Here is an 18,962-nt window from a genome sequence, read left to right on the forward strand (position 1 = left end):
TTACACGCAAAGCGGTACTATTTTCAGCAGATAACCAATTTGACTTTACCGGTGATGATTACCGGCCAGATAAAGGGGAGAGAATCATGGAGTTGTACAAAGAATATCCAGCACATGTTGTATTGTTACGCCGTACTTTCGCCGTCGTGGCTGGGGTGCTGGCACTACCGGTCATGCTGTTCTGGAAAGACCGCGCCCGTTTTTATAGCTATTTACACCGCGTGTGGTCAAAAACCAGCGATAAACCGGTGTGGATGGATCAGGCTGAAAAAGCCACCTGCGATTTCTACTAAGCGCATCGCGTTCAGAAAAACCGCCAACAGCAATGTGGCGGTTTTTTTATGTCTCTGTGTCTACACTTATTTCAGAAATGGAAAAGGAGACATCATGAGCGAGAAAATCCCTGTTGGCATTAGCGCTTGTTTGTTAGGGGAGGCGGTTCGCTTTGATGGTGGACACAAACGCCTGCCCTTTGCAGTCGAAGAACTTTCACCGTGGGTGCACTTTGAACCCGTCTGTCCGGAAATGGCGATCGGCCTGCCGGTGCCGCGTCCTGCATTGCGCTTAGTCAAAATGGAAGAGGCAATTGCACTGCGTTTCAGTGACCGGCGCGAGGGCGATTTAACCCAGGCGATGACCGCGTTCAGTGAAGAACGTGTCAGTCGTTTCGAACACCTTTGTGGCTATATTGTCTGTGCGAAATCCCCAAGTTGCGGCATGGAACGCGTTCGTGTTTATGACGCCGATGGGAAAAACAATCGCAAAGCCGGTCGCGGTATCTTTACCTCAGTCCTGATGGCGTCTTACCCGTGGCTCCCTGTTGAAGAGGACGGGCGATTGCACGATCCACAATTACGGGAAAATTTTGTCGCGCGGATTTATGCCCTGCATGAATTGCATGGATTGCGGCAACAAGGACTCACGCGTGGCGCGCTGATTGACTATCACAGCCGCTATAAACTGTTGCTGCTGGCCCATTCACAGCCGGAATACCGCGAGCTGGGGCGCTTTGTCGCTGCGCTTTACGAGTGGGAAAGCCTTGATGACTTTTTCATTGAATATCGTCTGCGCCTGATGAAACTGATGTCCCATCCTGCCACCCGGCGTAACCATACCAATGTCCTGATGCACGTTCAGGGCTATTTTCGCAAACAGCTCAATGCCCGTCAGCGGCAGGAGTTGGCTTCCCTTATTGACGGTTACCGACGCGCTACGCAGCCACTGCTTGCGCCTGTGACGCTGCTCAAACACTATATGGCAGAATATCCGGATGCGTATCTCTCCGGGCAACGCTATTTTGATCCCTGGCCGGAAGCCCTGCGGCTGCGCTACGGGAGTTGATTTTTTTCATTCGGGAGTGTTATGTCCACCCATCTGGTCTGGTTTCGTCGCGATCTCCGTCTGCATGACAATCTTGCCCTCGCCGCCGCCTGCCGCCACCGCGCCGCGCGCGTTGTGGCGTTATTTATCTCCACGCCTGAGCAGTGGAAGAATCACGTCATGTCACCGCGTCAGGCCGCCTTTATCCAGGCTCAGCTAAACGCTTTACAACAGGCGCTGGCGGAAAAGGGCATTCCGCTGCTGTTTGAGGAAGTCGACGACTTCGCAGACAGTATTGAAACGGTGAAAGCGGTGTGCGAACAGCATGACGTCAGCCACCTGTTTTATAACTATCAGTATGAAGTGAACGAGCGTGAACGCGATGCGGCGGTAGAAAAGGCGCTGCCGCATGTGGTTTGCGAAGGGTTTGATGACAGCGTGATCCTGCCGCCAGGTGCGGTGACGACGGGAAATCATGAGATGTATAAAGTCTTCACGCCGTTTAAAAACGCCTGGTTAAAACGGCTGAAGGAGGGGATGCCGGAGTGCGTATCCGCACCGGCCCGCCGGGAGAACGGTAGTGTTTCTTCCGCGCTGGTGCCAATTAACCTTCACTATCCGCAACAGGAATTCGACCCCGTCCTTTTTCCCGCCGAAGGAAAAGCCGCAATTGCCCGGTTACGCCAGTTTTGCCAGCAGGGGGCAGGAGAGTACGACGAATGTCGCGACTTCCCGGCCATTGAGGGCACCAGTCGTTTCTCCGCCAGTCTTGCTACCGGTGGCTTATCGCCGCGCCAGTGTCTGCATCGCCTGCTGGCGGAACAGCCGCAGGCGCTGGACGGCGGCGCGGGCAGTGTCTGGCTGAACGAACTTATCTGGCGTGAGTTTTATCGCCATCTAATGACGTACCATCCCAATCTGTGCAAACACCGCCCCTTTATTCTCTGGACCGATCGCGTGCGCTGGCGGGATCGTGCGGAAGATTTACAGGCCTGGCAGGAGGGGAGAACGGGTTATCCGATTGTTGATGCGGCGATGCGGCAACTGAACGCCACCGGCTGGATGCACAACCGTCTGCGGATGATTGCGGCCAGCTTCCTGGTCAAAGATCTGCTGATTGACTGGCGTAAAGGTGAACGCTATTTCATGTCGCAACTGATTGATGGCGATCTCGCTGCGAATAACGGCGGCTGGCAGTGGGCGGCCTCTACCGGAACCGACGCCGTGCCGTATTTCCGCATTTTTAACCCCACGACGCAGGGCGAAAAGTTCGACAGAGAGGGGGAGTTTATCCGCCGGTGGATCCCGGAACTTAGCCATGTACCGGGCAAGGCGATTCACGAGCCGTGGAAATGGGCGATGAAAGAAAGCATCACGCTCGACTATCCGCAGCCGATTGTCGATCACAAACTGGCGCGCCAGCAGACGCTTGCCGCGTATGAGACCGCGCGAAAGAACTAACGGTGGCTATGCGGCCTGACGCCATAACTATTCATAATGAGGTGCGTTAATACGCCCTTTTTTTATGGCTAAGAACGGGGTGATGGTTTCTTAATATGGCTAATAATTGTCTATCGACGAACCGCCACAGGGACGCTATGTTAACGGAGTGCATAAATAAACAAGGGATCGATGATGAAAAACACCGAACTGGAACAACTGATCAACGAGAAACTGAACAGCGCCGCCATCAGCGACTACGCGCCAAACGGTTTGCAGGTTGAAGGCAAAGAAACGGTGCAAAAAATCGTCACCGGTGTGACCGCCAGTCAGGCGTTACTGGATGAAGCAGTGCGTCTGCAGGCTGATGCGGTCATCGTTCATCATGGCTATTTCTGGAAAGGCGAATCTCCGGTGATTCGCGGGATGAAGCGCAATCGCCTGAAAACGCTGCTGGCGAATGACATTAACCTCTACGGCTGGCATCTCCCTCTGGATGCACATCCCGAACTGGGCAACAACGCACAGTTGGCGGCCCTGTTGGGGATCACCGTGATGGGTGAAATCGAGCCGCTGGTTCCCTGGGGCGAACTGACGATGCCGGTCCCTGGGCTGGAACTGGCGTCGTGGATTGAAGCACGTCTTGGACGCAGGCCGTTATGGTGCGGTGATACCGGGCCGGATACTATCAAACGTGTCGCCTGGTGCACTGGCGGCGGGCAAAGCTTCATCGACAGCGCCGCGCAGGCTGGCGTTGACGCCTTTATCACCGGTGAAGTTTCCGAACAAACCATCCACTCAGCCCGTGAACAGGGACTGCATTTTTACGCCGCCGGGCATCACGCCACCGAACGCGGCGGGATCCGTGCGCTCAGCGAATGGTTGACGGAGAACACCGATTTGGATGTGACGTTTATTGATATTCCAAACCCGGCATAAATAAAAACAAGAGGAACGCAAGTGCAACGAGCGCGTTGTTATCTGTTAGGTGAAACGGCGGTAGTGCTGGAGCTTGAGCCGCCGGTGACGCTGGCGAGCCAGAAACGTATCTGGCGTCTGGCGCAACGTTTGGTTGAGACGCCAAACGTGGTCGAGGCGATTCCGGGAATGAACAATATCACCGTGATCCTACGCGACCCGCAAACGCTGGCGCTGGATGCGATTGAACGCCTGCAACGCTGGTGGGAGGAGAGTGAGGCGCTGGAGCCAGACTCACGCTATATCGAAATTCCGGTGACCTACGGCGGCGCCGGTGGTCCCGATCTGGCGGACGTTGCCCGCCACAGCGGCCTGAGCGAAAAGCAGGTAGTGGAGCTGCACGCGTCGGTCGAGTATGTGGTCTGGTTTTTAGGTTTTCAGCCGGGATTCCCGTATCTCGGTAGCTTACCGGAACAACTGCACACGCCCAGGCGCGCTGAGCCGCGGCTGATCGTTCCGGCTGGATCGGTGGGTATCGGCGGACCGCAAACCGGTATTTATCCACTGCCAACGCCTGGTGGCTGGCAGTTGATTGGTCATACCTCGCAGGCCTTGTTCGACCCGAAAAAAGAGGAACCGGTTCTCCTGCACCCTGGCGATAGCGTGCGCTTTATCCCGCAGAAGGAGGGGGTATGCTGAATGTTATTCGCGCGGGATTGTACACCTCCGTTCAGGATGGCGGTCGTCACGGTTTTCGTCAGTCAGGCGTTAGCCATTGTGGTGCGCTGGATAAACCGGCGATGCAAATCGCTAACCTGTTAGTGGGTAATGAGGCCAGTGCTCCGGTGTTGGAAATTACCCTCGGACAACTGGTTGTGGAATTTGAAACCGACAGCTGGTTTGCCCTGACTGGTGCGGGATGCGAAGCGCGGCTGGATAATCACCCCGTCTGGACGGGCTGGCGTCTGCCGGTGAAAGCGGGCCAGCGTCTGGTGCTAAAACGTCCGCAGCACGGTATGCGCAGCTATCTTGCCGTCGCGGGCGGTATCGACGTGCCGGAAGTGATGGGGTCATGCAGTACCGATCTCAAAGTGGGCATCGGCGGGTTGGAAGGACGCCTGCTGAAAGACGGCGACCGGCTGGCAACCGGCAAACCCCGACGGACGTTCCTGGAAGCGCGAGGGGTAAAACAGCTGCTATGGGGGAATCGCATTCGGGCGCTGCCGGGGCCGGAATACCACGAATTTGACGCCGTTTCGCAGGAGTCGTTCTGGCGATCGCCGTGGCATCTCAGTCCGCAGAGTAACCGGATGGGCTACCGCCTGCAGGGACAACCGCTGATGCGAATGACGGATCGGGAACTGGTGTCGCACGGTCTGCTGCCTGGCGTGATTCAGGTTCCGCACAACGGTCAGCCGATTGTATTGATGAACGATGCCCAGACGACCGGCGGCTATCCGCGCATTGCCTGCATAATCGAGGCAGACATGTACCATCTGGCGCAGATCCCGCTCGGCCAACCCATTCACTTTGTTCAGTGTTCGCTGGAGGAGGCGCTGAAAGCGCGGCAGGACCAACAGCGCTATCTGGAACAACTCACATGGCGACTCAATGATGAACATTGATTTAAATGCGGATCTCGGCGAAGGCTGCGCCAGCGATGGAGAACTGTTGACGCTGGTCTCATCGGCCAACATTGCCTGCGGCTTTCATGCCGGCGATGCACAAACCATGCTGACCAGCGTGCGCGAGGCGCTGAAAAATGGTGTAGCCATTGGGGCGCACCCGAGCTTTCCGGATCGGGAAAACTTTGGCCGCACGGCGATGACGCTGCCTGTGGAAACGGTGTACGCGCAAACGCTGTATCAAATCGGCGCGCTGGCGGCAATAGCCCGGGCGGAGGGGGGCGTCATGCGGCACGTGAAACCGCATGGCATGCTCTACAACCAGGCGGCGAAAGATCCGCAACTGGCGGATGCCATTGCCAAAGCGGTGTACGCCTGCGATCCGGCACTGATTCTGGTCGGCCTGGCGGGAAGTGAGCTTGTCCGCGCGGGTGAGCGTTACGGTCTCGTCACGCGCCAGGAGGTGTTCGCCGATCGCGGTTATCAGGCGGACGGCAGTCTGGTGCCACGCACGCAGCCGGGCGCGCTGATTGAAGACGAGGACCAGTCGCTGGCGCAAACGCTGGGAATGGTGGAAACCGGACGCGTGAAAAGCATTACCGGTGAATGGACAAGCGTGGTGGCGCAAACGGTTTGTATTCATGGCGATGGCGAACACGCGCTGGCCTTCGCCCGACGTTTACGCTCGGCGTTTGAAGCCCGCGGTATCACCATTGTTGCCTGAGCGCACTGACGCAGCCTCCATAGAGGGGTTGCGCATATAAAAACACCACAACAAAACACAACATACAGGAATGGATTATGGGAGATGCAATAACGCTCTGGCCACTGATGGGCATCGCCGTCATTGTGGTTGGATTTCTTTTACGTTTTAACCCGGTGCTGGTGGTTATTGTCGCCGGGATCGTCACTGGACTGGCGGCGCAAATGCCGATCGCCACGATCCTCGAAAAGCTGGGTGAAGGTTTTCTCAACACCCGCAACCTGCCGTTTATCCTGCTGATACCGCTGGCGGTTATCGGCCTGCTCGAGCGTCACGGGCTGAAAGAGCGCGCCCAGGCGTGGATTGCCAGGATTAAAAGCGCTACATCAGGTCGCTTGCTGATCGTCTATCTGTTTATTCGTGAAGCCACCGCTGCGCTAGGGCTGACCAGCCTGGGCGGTCACCCGCAAATGGTGCGTCCGTTGTTAGCGCCTATGGCGGAAGGGGCGGCGGAGAAAACGTACGGGGCATTGCCCGGCGCGGTGCGCTACCGGTTGCGAGCGATGTCGGCGGCGACGGATAACGTGGGACTTTTTTTTGGTGAGGATATCTTCGTCGCGTTCGGCGCGATTATCTTCATGCACAACTTTATGCTGGAGTCCGGCGGTATTCAGACCGAACCGCTGCACATTGCCTTATGGGGGATCCCAACGGCCCTGTGCGCCTTCGTGATCCACGGTACGCGCCTGTGGCGGCTGGATAACTATCTGCAACGCGAAATGGCGAAAGCCGGTTCTGTTGACACCCGCAAAGGAGAGGCGCAATGAATTTTCAACAAAGCTACCTCTACTGGCTCGCGGGGATCGTGCTGCTGATTGTCGCCATTATGTCCTGGCAGGATAAAGCTAATCCGCGTCGGTTAACGACCGGGTTATTCTGGGGCGTCTACGGGCTGTTGTTCCTGCTGGGCGACTGGACGTATCAACTGGTGGGCGACAAACGTACAGTCAACATTGCCGTCGGTGTCGCGGTGGTGATCATGGCGTTGATCGCCGGTTTTGGCGGCGTCAAGCTGGGCAGTTATCATCAGCGCACCCGCGAGCAGCGGGAAGAGAGCGCGACGCGTCTGGGTAACCGCCTGTTTTACCCGGCGCTGGCCATTCCGGTCGTCACCGTGATTGGCGTACTGATGTTCAATCACATTCCGGGGTTGCAGGACGCTCTGTTTGGACCGGGTAATCATGCCACGCTGGTGACGCTGTTCTCGATGACCGCAGGCTCACTGATTGGTCTCGGTATGGCTATCAAAATGACCCATGAGAAGGTGCATCAGCCGATTCAGGAGGCGCGCCGCCTGCTGGATTCCATCGGATGGGCATTTATTTTACCGCAGATCCTCGCAACGTTAGGACTGCTGTTTACGGCGGCAGGCGTTGGCAGTGGCATTTCGTATCTTACTCAAGAGTATCTGGCCGTCGACAGCCGCTTTATCGCGGTGGCGGTGTATACCATTGGGATGGCGCTGTTGACGATGGTGATGGGCAATGCGTTTGCCGCCTTCCCGATTGTCACGGCGGGAATTGGCATTCCGATTCTGGTGCTTCAGCACGGTGGCAACCCGGCGGTGATGGCGGCTATCGGGATGTTCTCCGGCTATTGCGGTACGCTGATGACGCCGATGGCGGCAAACTTCAACATCGTGCCCGCCGCGCTGCTGGAACTGCCAGATAAAAACGCGGTCATTAAAGCGCAGGTGCCAACCGGCATACTGCTGCTGCTAGTCAACGTGTTCCTGATGTATTTCCTGATGTTCCTGTAAGGAGGACGGATGAAAACGGTATTAATCACCGGATTTGAGCCCTTCGGCGGCGAGCAGATTAACCCTTCCTGGGAAGTGGTCTCGCAGCTCGACAATGCTATCATCGCCGGGTGCCGCGTGGTGGCGCGTCAGTTGCCGTGTGTGTTTGGCGAGTCGCTCAGTGTGCTGAATTCCGCCATTGATACGCTCTCTCCATCGCTGGTGCTGGCCATCGGACAGGCGGGCGGACGGACCGATATTACCGTTGAGCGCGTGGCGATCAACGTCGACGACGCCCGTATTCCGGATAATAAAGGCCAACAGCCGGTGGATGAGCCGATTGTTGTTGGTGGACCAGCGGCCTGGTTTAGCACGCTGCCAGTCAAAGCCATGGTGGCGGCGATGCGTGAAGCCGGTGTGCCAGCGTCGGTCTCACAGACGGCGGGGACATTTGTTTGCAACCATGTGATGTACGGATTGCTCCACAAACTGAGCGGCATCGCGGAGGTGAAGGGGGGATTCATCCATATCCCTTATCTGCCGCAGCAGGCGGCGGCGCATCCGGGGGCGCCCAGTATGGCGGCGGAAACGGTGCGTCTGGCGCTGGAGGTGGCGATCGCTACCGCATTGCAGGTTGACGATGACATCGCCGTGACAGGTGGCGCCACGCACTAATCTTCTCAGATAAGGACAGAACCATGCCTGAAGGCCCGGAGATCCGCCGCGCGGCGGATAACCTGGAGGCGGCGATCAAAGGCAAACCCCTGACGGATGTCTGGTTTGCCTTTGCGCAGTTAAAACCGTATCAATCCACACTGGTGGGGCAGACCGTCACGGCGATGGAGACGCGCGGCAAAGCGTTGCTGACCCATTTTTCCGCGGGTCTGACGCTCTACAGCCATAATCAGCTGTATGGCGTCTGGCACGTGGTGGACAGTGGCGACATGCCGCACACCACCCGTATTCTGCGCGTTAAACTGCAAACTGCGGATAAAACCATTCTGCTTTATAGCGCGTCTGACATTGAGATGTTGACGCCGGAACAGCTCACTACCCATCCCTTCCTGCAACGGGTTGGGCCGGACGTGCTGGACCCGCGTCTGACCCCTGATGCGGTGAAAGCCCGGTTACTCTCGCCGCGTTTTCGCAACCGCCAGTTTTCCGGGCTGTTGCTGGATCAGGCTTTTCTCGCTGGGCTGGGAAACTATCTGCGGGTGGAGATCCTCTGGCAGGTGGGGATAACCGGTCAGCATAAAGCGCGCGATCTCAGCGATGCGCAGTTGACGGCGTTAGCGCATGCGCTGCTGGATATTCCGCGCTTGTCCTACACCACGCGTGGGCAGGTCGATGAAAATAAGCATCATGGCGCGCTGTTTCGCTTTAAGGTGTTTCACCGCGACGGTGAACCTTGCGAACGTTGTGGCGGGATCATCGAGAAAACCACGCTCTCCTCACGGCCGTTCTACTGGTGTCCACATTGCCAGCATTAATGCGCTTGTCGCGGCGCTTTGGCTGAAATAAAACGGGCGATGGCAGGGCCAGTGAGAAGAATACTGAACAGCCGCAGGGTTTGCATCGCCATGATCAGCGACATGTCGGCGTGACTGCCGGCGGCAATGACTGCAACCGTATCAAGCCCGCCGGGGCTGGTGGCGAGATAGGCGGTTAAAAAATCAATCTGCATATAGTGGGTCATTCCCCAGGCCATTGCTGCGCAAATGGCAAGCAGGGCGAAGATAGAGAGCAGGATTTGCGGCAACGGTCGCAGCGCCATAAAGAAGACCTGCTTGTCGAATCCGAGACCAATCTGCCAGCCAATAAGCATATACGCTATCGCCAGCAGCCATTCCGGCAGTTCAATCACCATCACGCCGCTTGCGTGCAGCAGGGCGCCTACCAGCATCGGCACCAGCATGGTACCGGAGGGAATGCGCAGCACCCGACCGACAACGCTGGCAACCGCCGCTAACAGCAGCGTCGTGAACAGATTGCCGCTCAGCGGCGGGAACCACTCAATCTGCTGGCTGACGGCTTCTGCGCTTTCGCCCATGATAAACCGCGTCACCAGCACCGCTGCGCCAGCGACAAACAGTACCCGCAAATATTGCATAAAGGCGACCAGGCGGATATCGGCGCCGTAGTCTTGCGCCATCGCGACCATTGCCGCCGCACCGCCGGGAGATGAGCCCCACGCGCCGGTATTGCCAGGGAGTGAACTGTAGCGAACCAGTAACCAGCCAACGACCGTACTGGAGAGCAGCGTCACCAGCAGAACCGCCAGCACCACTACCCAGTTTGCCGCCAGCGTCGTTAATAATGAGCCTGACAAATTCTGCGCGATCATACAGCCAAGAATGGCTTGCGCGCCGAGGAACGTACAGCGAGGAAGCTTTAGTGAGATACCGCGAAGACTAAACAGAATACCGGTGATCATCGGGCCGAGCAGTAACGCCGCCGGAAGATGAATGCTGAGAAAGAGCAGGGACAGAAGGAGTGACAGCAAAAACAACAAGCCCCACTGCAGAACTGGCATCCTGTGCTCCCGGAAGAAATGAACAAACTATCCGTAAATCATAGAGAAGGGCGGAGAAGATTAATATAGCGAGGGTCAAGAAAAGGTAGGGAAGTTGCCGGATGGCGCTAATACTTATCCGGCCTACGAATTGACAACCGTAGGCCGGATAAGACGCAGTCGCGTCACCATCCGGCAGTCTGACGATTAATACTTAAGGTCAGATTTAAAATCGCGTTTTTCGTAGCCGGTGTACAGCTGACGTGGGCGCGCGATTTTCATGCCATCGGTATGCATTTCGCTCCAGTGCGCAATCCAGCCGACGGTACGCGCCATGGCGAAGATCACGGTGAACATGGAAGACGGGATACCCATCGCTTTCAGGATGATACCGGAGTAGAAGTCGACGTTCGGGTAAAGTTTCTTCTCAATGAAATACGGGTCGTTCAGCGCGATGTGTTCCAGCTCCATCGCCACTTCCAGCAGGTCATCTTTGGTACCCAGCTCTTTCAGCACTTCGTGGCAGGTCTCACGCATCACGGTGGCACGCGGATCGTAGTTTTTGTAAACACGGTGACCGAAGCCCATCAGGCGGAAAGAGTCATTCTTGTCTTTCGCACGACGAACGAATTCCGGAATATGTTTAACCGAGCTGATTTCTTCCAGCATCTTCAGCGCCGCTTCGTTCGCGCCACCGTGCGCCGGTCCCCACAGGGATGCAATACCCGCAGCAATACAGGCAAACGGGTTCGCGCCAGACGAGCCAGCAGTACGTACCGTTGAGGTGGAGGCGTTCTGTTCATGGTCGGCATGCAGGATCAGGATACGGTCCATTGCGCGTTCCAGTACCGGGTTCACTTCATAGGTTTCACACGGCGTGGAGAACATCATGTTCAGGAAGTTACCGGCGTAGGAGAGGTCGTTACGCGGATAAACAAACGGCTGGCCGATAGAATATTTGTAACACATCGCCGCCATTGTCGGCATTTTGGACAGCAGGCGGAATGCGGCGATTTCGCGGTGGCGCGGATTGTTAACATCCAGAGAGTCGTGATAGAACGCGGCGAGCGCACCGGTGATCCCGCACATGACCGCCATCGGATGTGAATCGCGACGGAAAGCGTGGAACAGACGGGTGATTTGCTCATGGATCATGGTATGGCGAGTCACGGTGGTTCTGAATGCGTCGTACTCTGCCTGCGTCGGTTTTTCGCCGTTCAGCAGGATGTAACACACTTCCAGATAGTTAGACTCGGTGGCTAACTGATCGATCGGGAAGCCGCGATGCAACAAAATGCCTTCATCGCCGTCGATGAACGTAATTTTGGATTCGCAGGATGCAGTAGAGGTGAAACCAGGGTCAAAAGTAAACATCCCCTTCGAACCCAGGCTACGAATATCAATAACATCTTGACCTAGCGTGCCCTTCAGCACATCCAGTTCAATAGCCGTATCACCATTTAGGGTGATTTTTGCTTTTGTGTCAGCCATTTACGGTCTCCTTAGCGCCTTATTGCTTAAGACTACTCAGGTGAGATTTGCCATCGATACATCAATCAACCGTTACCAGTTTGTTATTCGGCTCGCCGCTCTGGATAGAGGAGAAACCAGGGTACAGAGCAATGGGCGCTTGCAGGTAAATCAGTTAACTCATGGTGAATTAGCAACAAATCAACAACTTAGCAATCCGAATTATTCAACCTGTCTATCACTATTAACTGTACTGAAGGGATCGGTCAATATCTTCCTACTGTTACATAACTTATTTGCAGGTTAAAGAGTGACCCCATAACTTTTACGCATTATATGCCTTTTCTGGTGTTGTTTGTAACAACTTTGTTTAATGATTGTCAAATCAGATGATTAAAAATTAAATAAATGTTGTTATCGTGACCTGTGTCACTGTTCGGGATAAAACCCGACAAACTATATGTAGGTTAATTGTAATGATTTTGTGAACGTCCTATACTGCCGCCAGGTCTCCGGAAACCCCTGCAATCCCGAGCCACCCAGCGTTGTAACGTGTCGTTTTAGCAACTGGAAGCAGTGTTTTACATGACGCGCAGTTATAGAAAGGACGCTGTCTGACCCGCACGCAGACCGGAGGAAGGAAATCCCGTCGTCTTTCAGGCTACAGGTGATTCACTCTCTGTACCCGAAGTCCAAAGGGAATAATAAGAACAGCATGTGGGCGTTATTCATGATAAGAAATGTGAAAAAACAAAGACCTGTCAATCTGGATCTGCAAACGATCCGGTTCCCAATCACGGCGATAGCGTCCATTCTCCATCGCGTTTCCGGAGTGATCACCTTTGTGGCGGTCGGGATCCTGTTGTGGTTACTGGGCACCAGCCTCTCTTCCCCTGAAGGATTCCAGCAGGCATCCGCCATCATGGGTAGCTTTTTTGTTAAATTTATTATGTGGGGCATCCTTACCGCGCTGGCGTATCACGTCGTGGTCGGTGTTCGTCACATGATGATGGATTTTGGCTATCTGGAAGAAACATTCGAAGCGGGTAAACGCTCAGCCAAAATCTCTTTTGTTATCACTGTCGTGCTTTCACTTCTCGCAGGAGTCCTCGTATGGTAAGCAACGCCTCCGCACTAGGACGTAATGGCGTACATGACTTCATCCTGGTCCGTGCTACCGCTATCGTTCTGACGTTATACATCATCTATATGGTGGGTTTCTTCGCCACAAGCGGCGAACTGACCTGGGAAGTCTGGACCGGTTTCTTCTCATCGGCTTTCACCAAAGTCTTCACCCTGCTGGCACTCTTCTCCATCTTGATTCATGCCTGGATCGGCATGTGGCAGGTGTTGACCGACTACGTTAAACCGCTGGCAATTCGGTTGTCGCTGCAACTGGCTATCGTCGTTGCACTGGTGGTTTACGTGATTTATGGATTTGTTGTGGTGTGGGGTGTGTAATGAAACTGCCAGTCAGAGAATTTGATGCTGTAGTTATTGGCGCAGGCGGCGCAGGTATGCGTGCGGCGCTGCAAATTTCCCAAAGCGGCCAGACCTGTGCGCTGCTGTCCAAAGTGTTCCCAACCCGTTCTCATACCGTTTCCGCGCAGGGTGGCATCACCGTCGCGCTCGGTAATACCCATGAAGATAACTGGGAATGGCACATGTACGACACCGTGAAAGGGTCGGACTACATCGGTGACCAGGACGCTATCGAATATATGTGTAAAACCGGTCCGGAAGCGATTCTGGAACTGGAACATATGGGGCTGCCGTTCTCCCGTCTCGACGACGGTCGTATCTATCAGCGTCCGTTTGGCGGCCAGTCGAAAAACTTCGGCGGTGAGCAGGCGGCACGCACCGCAGCGGCAGCTGACCGTACCGGTCACGCACTGCTGCATACGCTGTATCAACAGAACCTGAAAAACCACACCACCATTTTCTCCGAGTGGTATGCGCTGGATCTGGTCAAAAACGCCGATGGCGCAGTGGTCGGTTGTACCGCACTGTGCATCGAAACCGGTGAAGTGGTTTACTTCAAAGCCCGTGCAACCGTGCTGGCCACCGGCGGCGCAGGCCGCATTTATCAGTCCACCACTAACGCGCACATCAACACCGGCGACGGCGTGGGGATGGCAATCCGTGCCGGTGTTCCGGTTCAGGATATGGAAATGTGGCAGTTCCACCCAACCGGGATTGCCGGTGCGGGCGTGCTGGTAACAGAAGGCTGCCGCGGTGAGGGCGGTTACCTGCTGAATAAACACGGTGAGCGCTTTATGGAGCGTTATGCGCCGAATGCGAAAGACCTGGCGGGCCGTGACGTGGTGGCGCGTTCCATCATGATCGAAATCCGTGAAGGTCGTGGCTGCGATGGTCCTTGGGGTCCGCACGCTAAACTGAAACTTGACCATCTGGGTAAAGACGTCCTCGAATCCCGTCTGCCGGGCATTCTGGAATTGTCCCGTACGTTTGCACACGTTGACCCGGTGAAAGAGCCGATTCCGGTTATCCCAACCTGTCACTACATGATGGGCGGTATTCCGACCAAAGTGACCGGTCAGGCATTGACGGTGAACGAGCAGGGTGAAGACGTGGTGGTTCCGGGGCTGTTTGCGGTGGGTGAAATCGCCTGCGTATCGGTACACGGCGCTAACCGTCTGGGCGGTAACTCGCTGCTGGATCTGGTGGTCTTTGGTCGTGCGGCCGGTCTGCATCTGCAGGAATCTATCGCTGAGCAGGGTGAACTGCGCGATGCCACAGAAGACGAAATCGACGCGTCCCTGGCGCGTCTGAACCGCTGGAACAATAACCGTGATGGTGAAGATCCGGTGGTGATTCGCAAAGCGCTGCAGGAATGTATGCAGCATAACTTCTCGGTCTTCCGGGAAGGCGATGCGATGGCAAAAGGGCTTGAAGAGCTGAAAGCCATCCGCGAGCGGTTGAAAAATGCCCGTCTGGACGACACCTCCAGCGAATTCAACACCCAGCGCGTAGAGTGTCTGGAGCTGGATAACCTGATGGAAACTGCCTATGCCACCGCAGTATCCGCCAACTTCCGTACCGAGAGCCGTGGCGCGCATAGCCGCTTCGACTTCCCGGAGCGTGATGATGAAAACTGGCTGTGCCATTCCCTGTATCTGCCAGAGACGGAATCCATGACCCGACGTGAAGTCAACATGGAACCGAAACTGCGCCCGGCATTCCCGCCGAAGATTCGTACATACTAATGCGGAGACAGGACAATGAAACTCGAGTTTTCAATTTATCGCTATAACCCGGATGTTGATGACGCTCCGCGCATGCAGGATTACACCCTGGAAGGCGAAGAAGGGCGTGACATGATGCTGCTGGATGCGTTGATGCAGCTCAAAGAGAAAGACCCCAGTCTCTCTTTCCGCCGCTCCTGCCGTGAAGGCGTGTGTGGTTCAGATGGTCTGAACATGAACGGGAAGAACGGTCTGGCCTGCATCACGCCGGTATCAGCGCTGGTTCAGCCCGGTAAGAAAATTGTTATCCGTCCGCTGCCTGGTTTGCCGGTGATCCGCGATTTGGTAGTAGACATGGGGCAATTCTATGCACAATATGAGAAGATTAAGCCTTACTTATTGAATAATGGGCAAAATCCTCCGGCTCGTGAGCATTTACAGATGCCAGAGCAGCGGGAAAAACTCGATGGGCTGTATGAATGCATTCTGTGCGCCTGCTGCTCAACGTCTTGCCCATCCTTCTGGTGGAATCCGGATAAGTTTATCGGTCCGGCGGGTCTGTTAGCGGCCTATCGCTTCCTGATCGACAGCCGTGATACCGAGACGGACAGCCGCCTGGAAGGGATAAGCGATGCATTCAGCGTATTCCGCTGTCACAGCATCATGAACTGCGTCAGTGTATGTCCTAAGGGGCTGAACCCGACGCGCGCCATCGGCCATATTAAGTCGATGCTGTTGCAACGCAGTGCGTAAGTAGACATTGCCTGCGGTGGCAATCCTGTAGGCCGGATAAGACGTTTACGTCGCCATCCGGCACATGTTGCCTGATGGCGCTTCGCTTATCAGGCCTACGGGGTCGCCATCAGGCAAATTAGTGTAGGAAACCTCTAAAAACTGCCACATTGATAGCAATAATCGAGATGTTCAGCGCGAGACAAGGCGCGAACGGAACGAATCGCCGGGAGCATAGTTCACTATGTGACCGGGTGAGGAACGGTTGCAACGCAGTCGCAGCCTGAACAACGACGATTATTAGACAGTTTTTAAAGGTTCCTTAGCGGACGCAGATCACACGACAGTCCGTAACAAGTGAACCCCGGCACGCATACGACGTATGCGTGGTAGTATCCACGGCGAAGTAAGCATACAAATGCTTAAGGGATCACGATGCAGAACAGCGCTTTGAAAGCCTGGTTGGACTCTTCTTACCTCTCTGGCGCAAACCAGAGCTGGATAGAACAGCTCTATGAAGACTTCTTAACCGATCCTGACTCGGTAGACGCTAACTGGCGTTCGACGTTCCAGCAGTTACCTGGCACCGGAGTCAAACCGGATCAATTCCATTCAAAAACGCGTGATTATTTCCGTCGTCTGGCGAAGGATGCCTCACGTTACTCTTCTTCGATTTCCGACCCTGACACCAATGTGAAGCAGGTTAAAGTCCTGCAGCTCATCAACGCTTATCGCTTCCGTGGTCACCAGCATGCGAATCTCGATCCGCTGGGACTGTGGCAGCAAGACACTGTTGCCGATCTGGATCCGTCCTTCCACGATCTGACAGAGGCCGACTTCCAGGAAAGCTTTAACGTAGGTTCTTTTGCCGGCGGCAAAGAGACGATGAAGCTGGGCGAGCTGCTTTCCGCGCTCAAACAAACGTACTGCGGCCCGATTGGTGCTGAGTACATGCACATCACCAGCACCGAAGAGAAACGCTGGCTGCAACAGCGCATCGAATCCGGTCGCGCGGCATTCAGCAGCGAAGAGAAAAAACGCTTCCTGAGTGAACTCACCGCAGCCGAAGGTCTGGAACGTTATCTGGGCGCCAAATTCCCTGGCGCGAAACGCTTCTCGCTGGAAGGCGGTGATGCGTTAATCCCGATGCTCAAAGAGATGATCCGCCATGCCGGTAACAGCGGTACCCGTGAAGTGGTGCTGGGTATGGCGCACCGTGGTCGTCTGAACGTCCTGGTCAACGTACTGGGTAAGAAACCGCAGGATCTGTTCGACGAATTTGCGGGTAAACATAAAGAACATCTCGGCACCGGTGACGTGAAGTACCACATGGGCTTCTCATCGGATATCGAAACCGAAGGTGGCCTGGTTCACCTCGCGCTGGCGTTTAACCCGTCGCACCTGGAAATCGTCAGCCCGGTGGTGATCGGTTCCGTTCGCGCTCGTCTGGATCGTCTGGATGAACCAAGCAGCAACAAAGTCCTGCCAATCACCATTCACGGTGATGCGGCGGTAACCGGGCAGGGCGTGGTTCAGGAAACCCTGAACATGTCGAAAGCGCGGGGTTACGAAGTGGGCGGTACCGTTCGCATCGTGATCAACAACCAGGTGGGCTTCACCACTTCTAACCCGCTGGATGCACGTTCCACCCCGTACTGCACCGATATCGGTAAAATGGTACAGGCACCGATTTTCCACGTGAATGCGGACGATCCGGAAGCGGTGGCTTTCGTCACTCGTCTGGCGCTGGATTTCCGCAACACCTTCAAACGCGATGTCTTCATCGACCTGGTGTGCTACCGCCGTCACGGCCACAACGAAGCCGACGAGCCGAGCGCAACCCAGCCTCTGATGTATCAGAAAATCAAAAAGCATCCGACCCCGCGCAAAATCTATGCGGATAAGCTGGAAGCGGATAACGTCGCGACGCTGGAAGATGCCACCGAAATGGTCAACCTGTATCGCGACGCGCTGGACGCAGGCGAATGCGTGGTGAAAGAGTGGCGTCCGATGAATATGCACTCCTTTACCTGGTCGCCGTACCTCAACCACGAGTGGGATGAAGCGTACCCGAACAAGGTTGAAATGAAGCGCCTTCAGGAACTGGCGAAACGCATCAGTACGGTGCCTGAAACCGTTGAGATGCAGTCTCGTGTGGCCAAAATCTACGGCGACCGCCAGCTAATGGCGAACGGGGAAAAACCGTTCGACTGGGGCGGCGCAGAAACGCTGGCTTACGCTACGCTGGTTGACGAAGGGATCCCGATTCGCCTGTCCGGTGAAGACTCCGGTCGCGGCACCTTCTTCCACCGCCACGCGGTGATCCACAACCAGACCAACGGGTCGACCTGGACTCCTCTGCAGCATGTCCACAACGGGCAGGGCAGCTTCCGCGTCTGGGACTCCGTGTTGTCTGAAGAAGCGGTACTGGCCTTCGAATATGGCTATGCCACAGCGGAACCACGCACCCTGACCATCTGGGAAGCGCAGTTCGGTGACTTCGCCAACGGCGCGCAGGTGGTTATCGACCAGTTCATCTCCTCTGGCGAACAGAAATGGGGCCGGATGTGTGGCCTGGTGATGCTGCTGCCGCACGGTTATGAAGGGCAGGGTCCGGAGCACTCCTCCGCGCGTCTGGAGCGTTATCTGCAACTTTGCGCTGAGCAGAACATGCAGGTGTGCGTACCGTCTACTCCGGCTCAGGTGTATCACATGCTGCGTCGTCAGGCGCTGCGCGGGATGCGTCGTCCGCTGGTGGTCATGTCGCCGAAATCGCTGCTGCGCCATCCGCTGGCGGTCTCCAGCCTGGATGAGCTGGCGAACGGCACCTTCCTGCCTGCCATCGGTGAAGTCGATGACCTCGATCCGAAAGGCGTGAAGCGTGTGGTGATGTGTTCTGGTAAGGTTTATTACGACCTGCTGGAACAGCGTCGCAAGAACAATCAGCAAGATGTCGCCATTGTGCGCATCGAACAGCTTTATCCGTTCCCGCATCAGGCGATGCAGGACGTATTGAAACAGTACGCTCACGTACATGACTTTGTCTGGTGCCAGGAAGAGCCGCTCAACCAGGGCGCATGGTACTGCAGCCAGCATCATTTCCGTGAAGTGATTCCATTTGGGGCCGCTCTGCGTTATGCAGGTCGCCCGGCCTCCGCCTCTCCGGCGGTAGGGTATATGTCCGTTCACCAGAAACAGCAACAAGATCTGGTCAATGACGCGCTGAACGTCGATTAAT

General features: G+C 55.7%; 18 protein-coding genes. 16 read left to right on the forward strand and 2 right to left on the reverse strand.

Features of this window, described 5'->3' with window-relative positions; all coding sequences use genetic code 11:
• Window positions 1-86 precede the first annotated feature (86 nt).
• From HVX64_RS07995 to nei, 11 genes are all read left to right on the forward strand, one after another.
• Window positions 87-293, forward strand: coding sequence for a YbfA family protein (locus tag HVX64_RS07995; protein WP_043001383.1), 207 nt, complete (start codon window positions 87-89; stop codon window positions 291-293).
• A 94-nt stretch (window positions 294-387) separates the two neighbouring features.
• Complete coding sequence (locus HVX64_RS08000) at window positions 388-1,341, forward strand: 2-thiouracil desulfurase family protein (protein WP_043001382.1); 954 nt, start codon at window positions 388-390, stop codon at window positions 1,339-1,341.
• 21 nt (window positions 1,342-1,362) lie between these two features.
• Window positions 1,363-2,781, forward strand: a complete 1,419-nt coding sequence (phrB, locus tag HVX64_RS08005) for a deoxyribodipyrimidine photo-lyase (RefSeq protein WP_044256566.1) — start codon at window positions 1,363-1,365, stop codon at window positions 2,779-2,781.
• 174 nt (window positions 2,782-2,955) lie between these two features.
• Window positions 2,956-3,699 (forward strand): radiation resistance protein YbgI, encoded by a 744-nt coding sequence (gene ybgI, locus HVX64_RS08010; RefSeq protein WP_043001380.1) that lies wholly within the window; start codon window positions 2,956-2,958, stop codon window positions 3,697-3,699.
• A gap of 21 nt (window positions 3,700-3,720) precedes the next feature.
• On the forward strand, window positions 3,721-4,377 hold the full coding sequence (pxpB, locus tag HVX64_RS08015; protein WP_181825378.1) for a 5-oxoprolinase subunit PxpB: 657 nt from the start codon (window positions 3,721-3,723) through the stop codon (window positions 4,375-4,377).
• On the forward strand, window positions 4,371-5,303 hold the full coding sequence (gene pxpC / locus HVX64_RS08020) for a 5-oxoprolinase subunit PxpC (protein ID WP_044256565.1): 933 nt from the start codon (window positions 4,371-4,373) through the stop codon (window positions 5,301-5,303). Before pxpB ends, pxpC begins: the two co-directional genes overlap by 7 nt.
• On the forward strand, window positions 5,293-6,027 hold the full coding sequence (gene pxpA, locus HVX64_RS08025) for a 5-oxoprolinase subunit PxpA (protein ID WP_044256721.1): 735 nt from the start codon (window positions 5,293-5,295) through the stop codon (window positions 6,025-6,027). Before pxpC ends, pxpA begins: the two co-directional genes overlap by 11 nt.
• A gap of 77 nt (window positions 6,028-6,104) precedes the next feature.
• On the forward strand, window positions 6,105-6,833 hold the full coding sequence (locus tag HVX64_RS08030) for a DUF969 domain-containing protein (RefSeq protein WP_043001377.1): 729 nt from the start codon (window positions 6,105-6,107) through the stop codon (window positions 6,831-6,833).
• Window positions 6,830-7,825 (forward strand): DUF979 domain-containing protein, encoded by a 996-nt coding sequence (locus HVX64_RS08035; RefSeq protein ID WP_044256564.1) that lies wholly within the window; start codon window positions 6,830-6,832, stop codon window positions 7,823-7,825. Before HVX64_RS08030 ends, HVX64_RS08035 begins: the two co-directional genes overlap by 4 nt.
• A 9-nt stretch (window positions 7,826-7,834) precedes the next feature.
• Entirely contained in the window at window positions 7,835-8,479 is a 645-nt protein-coding gene (gene pcp, locus HVX64_RS08040; protein WP_044256563.1) for a pyroglutamyl-peptidase I, read from the forward strand.
• Window positions 8,480-8,502: 23 nt separating this feature from the next.
• Window positions 8,503-9,294 carry an endonuclease VIII gene (gene nei, locus HVX64_RS08045; RefSeq protein WP_044256562.1) on the forward strand — a complete coding sequence of 264 codons (792 nt, stop codon included), beginning with the start codon at window positions 8,503-8,505 and terminating at the stop codon, window positions 9,292-9,294.
• On the opposite strand, the gene HVX64_RS08050 is transcribed toward nei, so the two are convergent.
• Window positions 9,291-10,337 carry an AbrB family transcriptional regulator gene (locus HVX64_RS08050; RefSeq protein WP_044266336.1) on the reverse strand — a complete coding sequence of 349 codons (1,047 nt, stop codon included), beginning with the start codon at window positions 10,335-10,337 and terminating at the stop codon, window positions 9,291-9,293. The two genes, nei and HVX64_RS08050, sit on opposite strands and share 4 nt — an antisense overlap.
• A 186-nt stretch (window positions 10,338-10,523) precedes the next feature.
• On the reverse strand, window positions 10,524-11,807 hold the full coding sequence (locus HVX64_RS08055) for a citrate synthase (protein WP_044256560.1): 1,284 nt from the start codon (window positions 11,805-11,807) through the stop codon (window positions 10,524-10,526).
• A gap of 694 nt (window positions 11,808-12,501) precedes the next feature.
• Between HVX64_RS08055 and sdhC the strand changes: the two genes are divergently transcribed.
• The 5 genes from sdhC (at window position 12,502) to sucA (ending at window position 18,961) form a co-directional block, all read left to right on the forward strand.
• Complete coding sequence (gene sdhC / locus HVX64_RS08060) at window positions 12,502-12,906, forward strand: succinate dehydrogenase cytochrome b556 subunit (RefSeq protein WP_043001371.1); 405 nt, start codon at window positions 12,502-12,504, stop codon at window positions 12,904-12,906.
• Window positions 12,900-13,247, forward strand: a complete 348-nt coding sequence (gene sdhD / locus HVX64_RS08065) for a succinate dehydrogenase membrane anchor subunit (RefSeq protein WP_043001370.1) — start codon at window positions 12,900-12,902, stop codon at window positions 13,245-13,247. Before sdhC ends, sdhD begins: the two co-directional genes overlap by 7 nt.
• A complete protein-coding gene (gene sdhA / locus HVX64_RS08070; protein WP_043001369.1) occupies window positions 13,247-15,013 on the forward strand; it encodes a succinate dehydrogenase flavoprotein subunit in 1,767 nt (588 codons plus the stop codon). The genes sdhD and sdhA overlap by 1 nt, the downstream gene beginning before the upstream one ends.
• Before the next feature lie 15 nt (window positions 15,014-15,028).
• Window positions 15,029-15,745 carry a succinate dehydrogenase iron-sulfur subunit SdhB gene (gene sdhB / locus HVX64_RS08075; RefSeq protein WP_043001368.1) on the forward strand — a complete coding sequence of 239 codons (717 nt, stop codon included), beginning with the start codon at window positions 15,029-15,031 and terminating at the stop codon, window positions 15,743-15,745.
• Between the two features lie 414 nt (window positions 15,746-16,159).
• Entirely contained in the window at window positions 16,160-18,961 is a 2,802-nt protein-coding gene (gene sucA, locus HVX64_RS08080; protein ID WP_044256558.1) for a 2-oxoglutarate dehydrogenase E1 component, read from the forward strand.
• Window position 18,962: the final 1 nt, after the last annotated feature.

This window comes from Citrobacter sp. RHB20-C16 (genome assembly GCF_013890155.1).
Taxonomy (GTDB): Bacteria; Pseudomonadota; Gammaproteobacteria; order Enterobacterales; family Enterobacteriaceae; genus Citrobacter_A; species Citrobacter_A amalonaticus.

Excerpts from the sequence above, each read along its gene's own strand:
- HVX64_RS07995 (WP_043001383.1), top strand. The coding sequence starts at position 87 with ATGGAGTTGTACAAAGAATATCCAGCACATGTTGTATTGTTACGCCGT.
- HVX64_RS08000 (WP_043001382.1), top strand. The coding sequence starts at position 388 with ATGAGCGAGAAAATCCCTGTTGGCATTAGCGCTTGTTTGTTAGGGGAG.
- phrB (WP_044256566.1), top strand. The coding sequence starts at position 1,363 with ATGTCCACCCATCTGGTCTGGTTTCGTCGCGATCTCCGTCTGCATGAC.
- ybgI (WP_043001380.1), top strand. The coding sequence starts at position 2,956 with ATGAAAAACACCGAACTGGAACAACTGATCAACGAGAAACTGAACAGC.
- pxpC (WP_044256565.1), top strand. The coding sequence starts at position 4,371 with ATGCTGAATGTTATTCGCGCGGGATTGTACACCTCCGTTCAGGATGGC.
- pxpA (WP_044256721.1), top strand. The coding sequence starts at position 5,293 with ATGAACATTGATTTAAATGCGGATCTCGGCGAAGGCTGCGCCAGCGAT.
- HVX64_RS08030 (WP_043001377.1), top strand. The coding sequence starts at position 6,105 with ATGGGAGATGCAATAACGCTCTGGCCACTGATGGGCATCGCCGTCATT.
- HVX64_RS08035 (WP_044256564.1), top strand. The coding sequence starts at position 6,830 with ATGAATTTTCAACAAAGCTACCTCTACTGGCTCGCGGGGATCGTGCTG.
- pcp (WP_044256563.1), top strand. The coding sequence starts at position 7,835 with ATGAAAACGGTATTAATCACCGGATTTGAGCCCTTCGGCGGCGAGCAG.
- nei (WP_044256562.1), top strand. The coding sequence starts at position 8,503 with ATGCCTGAAGGCCCGGAGATCCGCCGCGCGGCGGATAACCTGGAGGCG.
- HVX64_RS08050 (WP_044266336.1), bottom strand. The coding sequence starts at position 10,337 with ATGCCAGTTCTGCAGTGGGGCTTGTTGTTTTTGCTGTCACTCCTTCTG.
- HVX64_RS08055 (WP_044256560.1), bottom strand. The coding sequence starts at position 11,807 with ATGGCTGACACAAAAGCAAAAATCACCCTAAATGGTGATACGGCTATT.
- sdhC (WP_043001371.1), top strand. The coding sequence starts at position 12,502 with ATGTGGGCGTTATTCATGATAAGAAATGTGAAAAAACAAAGACCTGTC.
- sdhD (WP_043001370.1), top strand. The coding sequence starts at position 12,900 with ATGGTAAGCAACGCCTCCGCACTAGGACGTAATGGCGTACATGACTTC.
- sdhA (WP_043001369.1), top strand. The coding sequence starts at position 13,247 with ATGAAACTGCCAGTCAGAGAATTTGATGCTGTAGTTATTGGCGCAGGC.
- sdhB (WP_043001368.1), top strand. The coding sequence starts at position 15,029 with ATGAAACTCGAGTTTTCAATTTATCGCTATAACCCGGATGTTGATGAC.
- sucA (WP_044256558.1), top strand. The coding sequence starts at position 16,160 with ATGCAGAACAGCGCTTTGAAAGCCTGGTTGGACTCTTCTTACCTCTCT.